At 70.8% G+C, this 12,379-nt stretch carries 11 protein-coding genes; all 11 read left to right on the top strand.

Translation table 11 applies throughout. The features are described 5' to 3' along the window. The first annotated feature begins 80 nt into the window (after positions 1-80). The 11 genes from JQN83_RS10800 to JQN83_RS10750 all read left to right on the top strand — a co-directional run bounded on the left by JQN83_RS10800 (position 81) and on the right by JQN83_RS10750 (position 11,778). Positions 81-293: a hypothetical protein gene (locus tag JQN83_RS10800; RefSeq protein ID WP_088643418.1), complete on the top strand. Its 213-nt coding sequence runs from the start codon at positions 81-83 to the stop codon at positions 291-293. A gap of 37 nt (positions 294-330) precedes the next feature. Then, a complete protein-coding gene (locus JQN83_RS10795; protein WP_208566961.1) occupies positions 331-1,206 on the top strand; it encodes a hypothetical protein in 876 nt (291 codons plus the stop codon). A 168-nt stretch (positions 1,207-1,374) separates the two neighbouring features. Continuing rightward, complete coding sequence (locus JQN83_RS10790; RefSeq protein WP_208567149.1) at positions 1,375-1,590, top strand: heavy-metal-associated domain-containing protein; 216 nt, start codon at positions 1,375-1,377, stop codon at positions 1,588-1,590. After that, on the top strand, positions 1,587-3,851 hold the full coding sequence (locus JQN83_RS10785; RefSeq protein WP_307799164.1) for a heavy metal translocating P-type ATPase: 2,265 nt from the start codon (positions 1,587-1,589) through the stop codon (positions 3,849-3,851). The genes JQN83_RS10790 and JQN83_RS10785 overlap by 4 nt, the downstream gene beginning before the upstream one ends. 140 nt (positions 3,852-3,991) lie before the next feature. After that, positions 3,992-4,561: a sigma-70 family RNA polymerase sigma factor gene (locus JQN83_RS10780; RefSeq protein ID WP_208566960.1), complete on the top strand. Its 570-nt coding sequence runs from the start codon at positions 3,992-3,994 to the stop codon at positions 4,559-4,561. A 76-nt stretch (positions 4,562-4,637) separates the two neighbouring features. Beyond that, positions 4,638-5,390: a zf-HC2 domain-containing protein gene (locus JQN83_RS10775; protein ID WP_208566959.1), complete on the top strand. Its 753-nt coding sequence runs from the start codon at positions 4,638-4,640 to the stop codon at positions 5,388-5,390. Between the two features lie 141 nt (positions 5,391-5,531). Next, entirely contained in the window at positions 5,532-6,134 is a 603-nt protein-coding gene (locus JQN83_RS10770; protein ID WP_208566958.1) for a copper chaperone PCu(A)C, read from the top strand. 23 nt (positions 6,135-6,157) lie between these two features. Further along, positions 6,158-7,372 (top strand): Dyp-type peroxidase, encoded by a 1,215-nt coding sequence (locus JQN83_RS10765; RefSeq protein WP_208566957.1) that lies wholly within the window; start codon positions 6,158-6,160, stop codon positions 7,370-7,372. 22 nt (positions 7,373-7,394) lie between these two features. Further along, positions 7,395-7,958, top strand: a complete 564-nt coding sequence (locus JQN83_RS10760) for a copper resistance CopC family protein (RefSeq protein WP_208566956.1) — start codon at positions 7,395-7,397, stop codon at positions 7,956-7,958. Between the two features lie 57 nt (positions 7,959-8,015). Beyond that, positions 8,016-10,139 (top strand): bifunctional copper resistance protein CopD/cytochrome c oxidase assembly protein, encoded by a 2,124-nt coding sequence (locus tag JQN83_RS10755; protein ID WP_443674012.1) that lies wholly within the window; start codon positions 8,016-8,018, stop codon positions 10,137-10,139. Positions 10,140-10,305: 166 nt separating this feature from the next. Continuing rightward, positions 10,306-11,778, top strand: a complete 1,473-nt coding sequence (locus JQN83_RS10750) for a PepSY-associated TM helix domain-containing protein (protein WP_208566955.1) — start codon at positions 10,306-10,308, stop codon at positions 11,776-11,778. Positions 11,779-12,379 lie beyond the last annotated feature (601 nt).

Genomic DNA, 12,379 nt, shown 5'->3' with positions numbered 1-12,379 from the left:
GACAAACACTGAGTGGTCACGGCAGGAACGCATCGACCCGCCCTAGCCTGAACAACGACGTCCGACGAGTGGAGGCTCACATGGCAGCCGACGGCCTGGTACACGTGCTCACCCTGTGCGGCAACTGCAACTGCGGATGCCCGGAGCTGTACATCGACCCCGCGGCACCGGCCGAGCAGCGAGTCGTCATCACCGATGATTTCGGCAACGCGATCCGACTCAGCGGCGGCCAGCTCAGCGACATCGTCGGCCTCGCCCGCTCGGGCGCGCTGGACGACGTGGCCTCCGCCTAGCTTGACGTCCGACATCCCCGGCACCCGGTGCTGGGTGATGAGCCACCGCCCCTCGGACGCCATCGACGACCGGTCGCCAGGTCCCCGCCGGACCGTGCTCGATCCGATCTCCGGCAACCCGTGGCTCACCGGCTGGTGGCCACAGCGGGCGGTGCACCAGATCGACGTTCCGGGCTTCCGGATGGTCCTGCTCGGTCCCTGCCCCCTGTCACCCCGACTCCTCACCGAGCAGGTCAGCCGGGCCGTGCGGCGTCATACGTTCGGCGCGCTGGCCCGACTGCCCGGCAGCTACCTCACCTTCGTCCGCGCGCCGTACGGCACGTACGTCGCCGGCGATGTGGCGGGAGTCTGCCGGCTCTGGCTCGGTGATGGGGTCGCAGGCACCCGTCCCGGGAAAGCTGCCGCGATCCTCCTGCCCGAGGCTACCGGGGCGCTGCTGTACGACGACGGAGCGGTTCGCCACGAGCGGTACTGGACGCCACCCGCCGCCGAGACACCGGCCACCATCACGGGACCGCTCGTCGCGCACCGGCTGAGGATGGCCGTGCGCTGCCGACTCGACCTACTCGGGTCCAGCCAGCAGCACTCGGGCCACATCGCCCGCCGGCTCGCCGACGGAGAATCCGTCAGCCTCGGCAGGTCGATGCTACTCTCTCCCACCGGGCTGGACGAGATCCTCGGCCCCGGCCCGCCGCTGGCCCGTACGGTCGGACGGAACGGCAACGCACATCGCCTCCGGCTCGTCCGCGCTCAGTCGTCTCTCCCATCCAGGCCCGCCGGATCGTGCGTGCACCGCCCCCTTCTCGACGCCCACGTGCTGGAGGCCGCCCTCGCCACCCGAGAACGCGACGTCCGGCGCGGCACGCTGCGCCGCGAGACTCTGCTGGTTCTCGATCAGATGTCGGGCGAATAAGCACGATCCGCTGAACCGCGTCGACACTTCCCGCGTATCATAGTGCGGAGCCGGGACACGCCACCGCAGGACCATCCGCGGTGCGCCACCCAGGGTCGACACCAGGGCAGGGTGCCGTACCCGTTCTCCGCCGCACATCGTGCGGATCCGGCTGACTCGAAAGAGGTCATCGTGCAATCCACGTACCAGGTTCGGGGTATGACCTGCGGGCACTGCGCCCAGTCCGTCACCTCCGAACTCACCGCATTGTCGGGCGTTCAGACCGTCGAGGTCGATGTCGAGGCGGGCCGTGTCACCATCCGCAGCGCCGAGGCACTGCCGCTGGGCGAGGTGCAGCGGGCGGTGGACGAGGCCGGCTTCGAACTGGCCGGCAGCCCGGCGTGACCACCACCGTCGACCAACTGCTCACGTCGCTGACGATCGGGGGCATGACCTGCGCGGCCTGCGCCAGCCGCATCGAACGCAAACTCAACCGGATCGACGGCGTACGGGCCACGGTCAACTTCGCCACCGCCACCGCCACGGTGGAGCACACCCCGGCTGTTGCGGTGCCGGACCTGGTCGCGACCGTGACCGCGATGGGCTACACCGCCCGGCCGCCCGAGCCGACGACCATTGCTGAGGACGGCGACCACGTCACGAGCGACATGGGGCGACGGCTACTCGTCGCGGCGGCGTTCGCCGCCCCGGTAGTGGTGGTCTCGATGACACCAGCAGCCCAGTTCCCGTACTGGCAGTGGGTGGCCGCAGCGCTGACCGCGCCGGTCGTGGCCTGGGCGGGTTGGCCGTTCCATCGGGCGGCACTGATCAATGTCCGCCACGGCGCCGCCACGATGGACACGCTGGTCTCTCTCGGCGCGCTGGTCTCGTTCTCGTGGAGCCTGTGGGCATTGCTGGCCACACCTGCCGGTCGGCCAGGGCTGCGGATGAGCCTGTCCTGGTTCTCCGGGCACGACCACCCGTTGTATTTCGAGGTCGGCGCGGCTCTGGTGACGTTTCTCCTGGCCGGGCGCTGGCTGGAGGCGCGGGCCCGGTACCGGGCCGGTTCGGCCGTGCGTTCCCTCGCCCAGTTGGGCGCGAAGGACGTCGCCGTCCTCGACGCGAACGGCACCGAACGGCGAACCCCGATCACCGACCTGCGGGTCGGTGATCTGTTCGTGGTCCGCCCGGGCGAGAAGATCGCCACCGACGGGGTGGTCGAGGCTGGTGTGAGCGCGGTCGACGTCGCCCTGCTGACCGGGGAGAGCGTCCCCGTCGAGGTGGGTCCCGGTTCGGCGGTGACCGGCGCCACGGTGAACACCGGCGGTCGGCTCGTCGTGCGGGCGAGCCGGGTCGGCGCCGACACGCGGCTCGCGCAGATCACCCGGCTGGTTGCCGAGGCACAGGCGGGCAAGGCCCGGATTCAGCGCCTCGCTGACGAGGTCGCGGGCATTTTCGTCCCGTTCGTACTGGTGATCGCCCTGGCCACCTTTGCCGGCTGGCTGGTCCTCGCCCCCACCGCGACGGCGGTCGGGGTTGCCGTGGCGGTGCTGATCGTCGCGTGTCCGTGCGCTCTGGGCCTGGCCACACCCACCGCGCTGCTCGTCGGCACCGGTCGCGGCGCACAACTCGGCGTGTTGATCCGCGGAGTGGCGGCGCTGGAGTCGGCCCGTCGCATCGACACCATCGTGCTCGACAAGACCGGCACCCTGACCGCCGGCCGGATGCGGGTCACCGGCGTGCATCCCCTCCCCGGCGTGGACCGCAGCGACCTGCTGCGCCTGGCGGCTGCGGTCGAGGCGTGCTCCGAGCATCCGGTCGCCCATGCCATCGTGATCGCCGCCGGAGCCGAGCACGGGCGGGACCTGCCGCAGGCCGATGGCTTCCGCGCCGAGCCGGGGCTCGGGGCCCGCGGCACCGTCGACCAGGTCCGGGTGACCATCGGCAACGCCCGGCTCCTGGCCCTGGACGGCATCAGTGTCGACGAGGTGGCGGGCACGGCGGACACGGTGGTCTACGTCGCGTGGGACGGACAGCTTCGTGGTTGGATCACCATCGCCGACACACTGCGGGAGTCCGCAGGGCCGACGGTACGACGGCTACGCGCGCTTGGCCTGCGACCGGTCCTGCTGACCGGTGACAGTCTCGCAGCGGCGGGAAGCCTCGCCGCCCAGGTGGGGTTGACGGAGGTCATTGCCGAGGTCACGCCCGAAGCGAAGGCTGCCACCGTCCGGCGGCTGCGCGACGAGGGCGCGACGGTCGCCATGGTCGGCGACGGAGTCAACGACGCGGCCGCTCTCGCCGAAGCCGACCTCGGCGTGGCGATCGCGACCGGCAGCGACATCGCCATCGAGGCCAGCGACGTCACGATCGTCCGCGCGAATGCCGGCACCGTGGATCTCACCGCCGTGGTCGACGCGCTGACCCTGGCCCGGGCCACCCTGCGAACCATCAAGGTCAACCTGTTCTGGGCGTTCGCCTACAACAGCCTGATGATCCCGCTGGCCGCTGTCGGTCTGGTCACCCCGATGCTCGCCGCCGCCGCGATGGCCTGCTCCAGCCTGCTCGTCGTGCTCAACAGCCTTCGTCTGTTCCGCTGGCGACCGGCGGCCGTGACCGCCGGCGTGGCAGCGAAGCAGCCCGCGACAACGACCGCCGTACGTTGATCCGCTGACGGATCTTGTCCGTACCGGTAGGCGAAGCGGTGCCGTAGGCTCATTCGGCGACCTACCCGAACCCGTCGTCGACGTCGATCGGTTCGTGGTGGTTCAGGACGCCCGGGCGAAACCGGACACGGAGGTACCAGGTGACCGACGACGACGCGGAGATCACCGCCTGGGCTCTCGCAGCCGGCCGGGGCGACCAGGACTCGGCCACCCGGTTCATCCGGGCGACCCAGCAGTACATATGGCGGTTCGTCGCCCACCTGATCAGCCCCTCCGAGGCTGACGACCTGACCCAGGAGACGTATCTGCGAGCGATGCGGTCGTTGCCGTCGTTCGCCGCACGCTCGTCGGCCAAGACCTGGCTGCTCGGAATCGCCCGGAAGGTCGCGGTCGACCACGTACGGGCGTCGACGAGACGCCCGCGTACCACCCGGCTGTCGGATCGCCACGATGTCCCCGACGCTGGGGGCAGCACCTTCGATGGTGCGGTCGTGCTCAACGATCTCCTGTTCTCGTTGGCGCCGGACCGACGCGAAGCGTTCGTGGCGACCCAGATCCTCGGCCTGTCCTACGCCGAGACCGCCGAGGTGTGCGGGTGCCCCGTCGGCACCATCCGCTCCCGCGTGGCACGGGCTCGGGAAGACCTGGTTGCCGCAGTCAACGCATGCCCTCAGCCGGTGCGGCGACAACGCGATACAGCCGCAAGCTGAATGGCAACCGGCACGAGGACGCGACATCGCCGATTGTCCCGGGAACCAGGACGCGCCATCACCCGACTACCGATACATGGGTTGTGAGCAATGGCGGGAGATCCTGTCGGCGCAGCTGGACGGCGAGGAGACCCCCGCCGAGCAAGCCGGGGCCGACGCTCACCTTGACGGTTGCGCGACCTGCCGGCGATGGTACGACCAGGCCGCCGCGGTGACCCGACGCACCCGTCTGACGCTCACCGCGCCCGGCCCCGATCCCATCAACGTCATCCTTGCCGCACCCCCGGCGCCTCGACGCCTGCGAGAACGCCTCGTGCTCACTCTGCGCGCAGGGCTCGCCCTCATCGGCGCTCTCCAGCTGATGCTTGGCCTGGCGCAGATCGGCCGTGGCCCGACCGCCCCACACGCACACGACGCCCTCGGCGCCCTCGGCTCCGGGCACCTGTGGCACGAGGCCGCCGCATGGAACATCGCCGTCGGCGCCGGGTTCCTCTTCGTGGCAGCCCGGCGTACGCCTCCCACCGGGCTGTTGCCGACCCTGAGTGCCTTCGTCGGCACGCTCATGCTGCTCTCGGTCAATGACCTGATGACCGGCCGGGTGGAGCCCTCCCGCCTGGTCAGTCACGGCTTCCTGCTCGCCGGGTACCTGATCGTCGTCGCGTTGTCGCAGACCATCCGGCACCGTGACGAGCCTCCGACGCACGGCCAGACCACCCGCCCCGCCTGGCGCTTGGCGGCCGGTGACGAACCACAGGCCACCCGGCCGAGGCTGCGGCTGGCACCGCCCCACCCGGGCACAGCACGGATCAGCGACAGGTCAGCGGCCTGAACGGCGAGAACACCCCACCACTGCGCCAGCCGTTCGCCGCGCCAGCCGTGACCACGTGACGGCCATTACCCGCCAGCCCGGAACTTTCGCGCTACGGCGACCGACCAACGAAGCAGCAAGCAACCATCGGAGGCAGAATTCATGCGCACCACCAGCCCTTTCGGATCGCGTCGACGCTCGGCCGTTGTCCTCGCCACCGCAGCTGTGCTCGTCGCAGTCGGTGCCGGCGGGTGCGCCTCGTCCGACTCGTCGTCGACCGCGCAGCCGAGCCCATCCGCGTCGGCAAGTGCCGCTGCTGGTGTGGTCACGATTCGCGACCCGTGGGTGAAGGCGGCTGACAAGGGGATGACCGCGGCCTTCGGGACCCTGGTCAACGACGGCGATACCGATGTCACGCTGACCAGCGCCGCGACCTCGGTATCACCGATGGAACTGCACGAGATGACCATGAAGGACGGCAAGATGGTCATGCAGCAGAAGCAGGGCGGCATCGTGATCAAGGCCAAGAGCACCCACGCTTTGGAGCCCGGCGGTGACCACCTGATGCTGATGGATCTCACCAAGCCCGTCCAGGCCGGGGACGAGTTGACCTTCACGCTCACCTTCGCCGACGGCAAGACCCAGCAGTTCACCGCCGTCGCCAAGCCGTTCACCGGCGCGCAGGAGACCTATGCTCCGGGGCACGGCGAGCCGATGCCCGGCATGAGCGCCACGCCGGGGATGACCATGACCCCGGCATCGTGACGCAGACACCACCTGTCCGCCCGGTGAGCAGGCGTGGCCTGCTCACCGGCGGCGCGCTGGCCGCCGGTGGGGTACTGGCCGGTGGGGCAGCCGTTGTCGCGACCCGCGCAGGGCAGACCAGCCCTCCATCGGTGGACGCCGCCGACACGACGCCGGTGGCGAGTGTCGGCGGCCTGGTCGAGCCCTTCTACGGCGTCCGGCAGGCTGGGATCGCCACCGAACCGCAGGCGCACGGGTCGTTCGTGGCGTTGACGCTGCGGGCCGGCACCGACCGGGCCGCGCTGGGTCGGTGGCTGCGGCTGCTGACCGACGACGCGGCCCGGCTCACCCAGGGCCGGCCCGCTCTGGCTGACACCGAGGCTGAGCTTGGGCTGCTGCCCGCACGGTTGACCGTGACCTTCGGTTTCGGGCCGGGCCTCTACCGGGCGGGCGGCGTCGACGACCGCCGGCCGGCATCGGTCACCGACCTGCCATCTTTCCGCATCGACCGGCTCCAGCCGGCCTGGTCCGGTGGTGATCTGCTGCTGCAGATCTGCGCCGACGACGCGATCACCGTGGCCCACGCCCAACGGGTCCTGATCAAGGACAGCCGGCCGTTCGCGACCGTACGCTGGGTGCAACAGGGCTTCCGGCGTAGCCCCGGCGTCGAGCCGGGCGGTCACACACAGCGCAACCTGTTCGGTCAACTCGACGGCACCGCCAACCCCCAGCCGGGGGCCCCGATGGACTCGGCCGTCTTCGTGGCCGACGGACCGGCGTGGCTGCGCGACAGCACCACCCTGGTGCTGCGACGGATCAGCATGAACCTGGAGACCTGGGATCTGCTCGGCCGCACCGACCGCGAACTCGCCGTGGGCCGACGGCTGGCCACCGGCGCACCGCTGACCGGTACGGCCGAACGTGACGAGCCCGACTTCGCCGCCACCGGCCCGGACGGCCTCACCGTCATCCCCGACTTCTCTCATATGACCCGCGCACACGTCACCGACGACCGGTTGAAAATCCTGCGCCGCCCCTACAACTACGACGGTGCGCCGACGGCGGAGGGTCACGCGGACAGCGGCCTGATCTTCGCGTCCTACCAGGCCGACATCACCGACCAGTTCCTGCCCATCCAGCGCCGGTTGGCCGATCGGGATCTGCTCAACGAGTGGACCACCCCGATCGGGTCCGCCGTCTTTGCCGTCCCTCCCGGTTGTCAACCCGGGGGATGGATCGGCGAGCAGGTGCTCGGATGATCACGTCCACCGGAGTTTCGCCATGACCGTACCGTCTTCCCGGCCCACCGCCGTCCGGCTCGGCGCGGCGGTGCTCGCCGTCGTCGTGGTGCTGCTCGTTCCGGCCGGCCCGGCGTGGGCGCACAACACGCTGCGGTCGGCGGCGCCGGCCCAGGAGTCGACGCTGTCCAGCGCCCCGACCGAGATCGTGCTCGAATTCGTCGAACGGTTGGACCCGACGTTCACCACCATCGTGCTCACCGACGCCGCCAAGCGGAAGGTACCCACAGGCGACCCCGTGGTCGGCGGCGCGAAAGGATCGGTCCAGGTGACCGAGGCACTGCCCAACGGCAGCTACACCGTCGCCTACCGGGTCGTCTCCACCGACGGGCACCCGGTCCAGGGGTCCTACCCGTTCACGGTGGCCGACCCCAACTCCAGCGCCGCGCCGATCGTCGGCCCGACCACCGACGCGCCGTCCGCGGCGGCGTCGGTGCAGGACGACGACGGGCCGGGCGCTGGCGTCCTCGTCGCTGGCGGTGCGACGGCCATCGTCGTCGCGGTGGTTGGTGGGCTGTTCCTCCGGCGGCGAGCGAACCGTCGTTGACCAGAGCTTCCTTCCGCGGTCGAGTCCCATCACCACTGAACAGGTCAAGGTCCACACGTGTCCGACACAGACTCCCCGCAGGTCGCCGCCGACGGCCGTGGTAACGCCCAGACCAGCGTCGTGGCGCCAGCGGGGCCGGCCGCGATGTCCATCGGCCGGCCCCGGTCCACCACATCTCCGGCGTTCGACTGGTTGACTCTTGTCGCCAGCTGCGCCTCGGGGGTCGCTCTGCTGCTGTTCGGCCTGCGGGTAGGAGGTGCCCTCGCCGCCGCGATTCCGGGCCTCCCGGATGCGGGACCGGCCACGACCTGGGCGCTACCGGCGGTCCGGCTCCTCGGGGACAGCCTCGCCACCGTCACCGTCGGCATGCTGGTGACCTCCGCATTCCTGCTGCCCGGCGACGGGCGCACCGTCTCGCCCCACGGCTACCTGCTGCTGCGGCGAGCGAGCCTCACCGCGCTCAGCTGGGCGGTGGCGGCGCTGTCGCTGATGGTGCTGACGGTCTCCGACCTGCTCGGCCAGCCGCTGGAGACACTCAAGCCCGCGACGGTCGTCAGTTTCGCCATCATGATCTCGCAGGGCCAGTCGCTGATGCTGCAGGCTGGGCTGGCCCTGACCGTGGCGCTGCTGGCCCGTGCCGGGGTGTCCCGAGGGCTCGCCGCGACGGTCACGATCCTGGCCCTGATCGCGGTGCTACCTCCGGCTTTCACCGGCCACTCCGCCGGTGCCGGTAACCACCAGATCGCGGTCACCAGCCTGGCCCTGCACGTCCTCGCCGCTGCGGTATGGATCGGTGGGCTCCTCGCCCTGCTGATGGTGCGGCGCAGCCGACTACTGGCCGACGCCGTTGCCCGGTACAGCCGCCTGGCCCTGGGCTGCGTCGTGGCCGTGACGGTGAGCGGGCTGGCCAACGCCGCCGTCCGCCTCGGCACGGTCGACCAGCTCTGGCAGTCCCGCTACGGCTGGCTGGTCCTCGGCAAGCTCGCCGCCCTGCTGATCCTCGGCGCGCTCGGCGCGGCACACCGCTCCCGTACCCTGCCGGCGTTGCGCGCCGGCAGGCGGTGGGCGTTCGGCCGACTGGCCGCCGGTGAACTGATCGTGTTCGCCGCCACCGTGGGTCTTGCCGTGGCACTGTCGCGCAGCCCCACCCCCGTCCCGGTGTCCGGCATCGACGCCGACCCGATCACCGAGTTGCTCGGCTTCCCGATGCCTGCCGCACCCACGGCGGGCAACCTGCTCGGGCAGCCGCTGCCGGACATGTTCTTCCTGACTCTGTGCACTGTCGGCGTCGGTGGGTACCTGGCCGGGGTACGCCGGATGCACGTCGCCGGGCACCGTTGGCCTCTCGCCCGGACGGCAAGCTGGGTGGGCGGGCTGCTGTTGCTCGCCGCGACCACCAACCTTGGTGTCGCCCGCTACGCGTACGTGCTGTTCAGCGCCCACATGGCGCAACACATGGTGCTGTCGATGCTGGTGCCGATCCTGCTGGTGGGCGGCGCACCGGTCACCCTCGCCCTGCGCACCCTGCGCCGACCGGCCGACCCACAGGTACGCGGCGTCCGGGAGTGGCTGCTGATCGCCGTGCACAGTCCGGTCACCAAGCTGCTCACCCACCCGGTCGTCGCGCTCGGCATCTACACCGCCAGCCTGTTCGGCCTGTACTTCAGTGACCTGCTCGGCGTGCTGATGCGTTCCCACCTCGGTCACCTGGCGATGCTCACCCACTTCGTGGTCGCCGGCTATCTGCTGTTCTGGGTGCTCATCGGTGTCGACCCTGGTCGCCGACGGCTCCCCCATCCCCTGCTGGTGATCATCCACCTGGCCTCGATGATGGCGCACGGCTTCTTCGGCCTGGTCCTCATGCAGACCACCACCGTCATCGCCCCCGACTGGTATATCGCCGTCCACCCCGCGTGGGCATCGTCACTGCTGGCTGACCAGAACCTGGGCGCCGGCATCGCCTGGGCGTTCGGAGAGCTACCTGCCGTCGTCGTCATGATCATCCTCGTTCGTCAGTGGATCCGCGCCGACGTGCGCGAGCAGGCCCGCCTCGACCGGGCGGCAGACCGGGCGGAAGCAACCGGCGAGGAGGACGACCTCGCCCGCTACAACGCGTTCCTCGCCGCGTCCGGACAAGCCGACAGTGGCTCGCGGCGCACGACCGGGCCCGACCAGCACTGACAACGCTGCGGCCTGGTGCCGCCCGAGAAGTTCTCGGGAACCTTGAGGGCTCGCGTTCCGACTACCTCACCAAGCCGGAGCAACGCAACGAACCACCGGGCGACCATGCCAGCAGGAGAAGCACCCCCTGGCAGGGGTTCTTCTCGCCAATGCCGATCGGACGAACATGTCTCTCACCGAATTGTCCGGCGCGTCGACGCCGGAACCCGCCACAGCCACCGAAACACCGGCCCGACCGGCCCGACGAACGTCACCGTTCGGTGCGCTGCTGCTGCGGCTTCACTTCTACGCCGGTATCCTCGTCGCCCCGTTCCTGGTGGTCGCCGCACTGACCGGGCTGGCCTACACCACCACACCGCAACTGGACAGAATCCTCTACAGCGATCAACTGACCGTCGCTCAGGTGGGTGACCGTCCGCTGCCGCTGGCCGACCAGGTCGGTGCCGCCCGCAATGCCCACCCGGATGGCAGCATCACCACCGTGCAGCCCGGTGACGGTGACCGCACCACCCGGGTGACGTTCGCCCTGCCAGAGCTCGGCGAGAAGCAGCACACCGTCTACGTCGACCCGTACACCGCGCAGGTGAAGGGCCAGCTGACCACCTGGTTCGGCTCCACCCCGGCCACCACCTGGCTCGACGACCTGCACCGCAACCTGCACCTGGGCGTGGTGGGCCGGCACTACTCCGAGTTGGCCGCGAGCTGGCTGTGGGTCATCGCGCTCGGCGGGGTGATCCTGTGGTGGCGCCGGCGCAGCGCCTCCCGGGCCACCGCCCGGCACCTGCTCGTACCGGACCTGTCCGCCGGCAAGGGCGTCCGCCGCACCCGGGGCTGGCACGCCACCACCGGCATCTGGCTCACTATCGGCCTGCTGTTCCTCTCCGCCACTGGACTCACTTGGTCCCGCTACGCCGGGGCGAACTTCGGCGCCGGCCTCGACGCGCTCAGCGCCCGCGCCCCGGAGATCTCGACCAGCCTCACCACCGTCCCGGACGAGCCGGCCGAAACCGGCGGCGGCCACCACGGGTCCACAGGCGCGGGTGGGGTGGTCGAGTCGGCCGCCTTCGACCGGGTGGCGGCGGCCGCCCGTACGGCCGGCCTCAATGGCCCGGTCGAGATCGCCCCGGCTGCCGAGGCGGGCTCGGCCTGGACTGTCACGCAGGTCGACAACACCTGGCCCGTCGCCAAGGACCGCGTCGCCGTCGACCCGGCCGGCGGTGAGGTCACCGCCCGCAGCGACTTCGCCGACTGGCCGCTGCTGGCGCAACTCAGTGCTCTCGGTATCCAGGCCCACATGGGTCTCCTGTTTGGTTTGGTCAACCAGATCCTGCTCGCCGCGCTGGCGCTCGGGCTGCTGTGCGTCATCGTCTGGGGCTACCGCATGTGGTGGCAGCGCCGACCCACCCGCGCCGACCGCCGTGCCCTCGCCGGCACCCCGCCGGCTCGCGGCGGCGTCCGCGGCATGCCGCTCTGGGTCCTGCTCATCGGCGTGCCGGTGACCGTGGCAATCGGTTGGGCGCTGCCCCTGTTCGGAATCACCCTGCTCGCGTTCCTCGTCATCGACGTCATCGCGGGCGCGGTGTCGCGACGGCGGCGTCCCGCCGTGGTCCCCACCTCCCCCGCGCCAGCCGGCAGCTGACGCACTGACAGGGTTCGGCCGCCCGTCCGCCGAACGGGCGGCCGAACCCCGCGTCTGGTGGGTCAGCAACACGCCCAACCCGATGCCGGCTGGTCACTTCCGTTGCCGTGATCAGTTCGCCGGACGTCGCGGCTGGTCAGGGCGGCGAGACCGGTGGTGCGCGCCGGTTGTCGGGAACCAGCGGGGTCGGCGGTGCGACTACCCCACCAGCGGTCGGCGCATGCCGTACCGGAGCGCGGCGGGGGGTACCGGATGACGGGCGTACACATCCTGGCGGTGGGTCTGGCCGTGACGGTCTGCCTGCTCCTGACGGCCGGGCGACGTGTTCCTGATCTACCCGGGGACACCTCAGTGGAGACCGAGGTGCCATCGTCGCCTGGCCAGTGCGCGGAGCCGGACCCCGCCGCAACCGGCCCCGCCCTCTGCCACCCCGACCCTCGACACCCGACGACTCGTCGCCGGCAGGTGACCGCACCAGCGACCACGGCGACCACAGCGGTACGCGGTCACGGGCGGCGACATGGCCCGGGTCTGCGGCTGAGTCACCGGACGGCCGGCTGCACCACGGGGAAGACTCAGGATCTCGGTCATGTCCTCAGCT

The sequence above is a fragment of the Micromonospora antibiotica genome, from assembly GCF_017599305.1.
Classification (GTDB): Bacteria; Actinomycetota; Actinomycetes; order Mycobacteriales; family Micromonosporaceae; genus Micromonospora; species Micromonospora antibiotica.
Note: the sequence above shows the minus strand (reverse complement) of the source record. Positions and strands in the feature narration are given on the sequence as shown.

Coding starts and splice junctions, on each gene's coding strand:
- JQN83_RS10800 (WP_088643418.1), top strand. CDS start 81: ATGGCAGCCGACGGCCTGGTACACGTGCTCACCCTGTGCGGCAACTGC.
- JQN83_RS10795 (WP_208566961.1), top strand. CDS start 331: ATGAGCCACCGCCCCTCGGACGCCATCGACGACCGGTCGCCAGGTCCC.
- JQN83_RS10775 (WP_208566959.1), top strand. CDS start 4,638: ATGGGTTGTGAGCAATGGCGGGAGATCCTGTCGGCGCAGCTGGACGGC.
- JQN83_RS10770 (WP_208566958.1), top strand. CDS start 5,532: ATGCGCACCACCAGCCCTTTCGGATCGCGTCGACGCTCGGCCGTTGTC.
- JQN83_RS10760 (WP_208566956.1), top strand. CDS start 7,395: ATGACCGTACCGTCTTCCCGGCCCACCGCCGTCCGGCTCGGCGCGGCG.
- JQN83_RS10750 (WP_208566955.1), top strand. CDS start 10,306: ATGTCTCTCACCGAATTGTCCGGCGCGTCGACGCCGGAACCCGCCACA.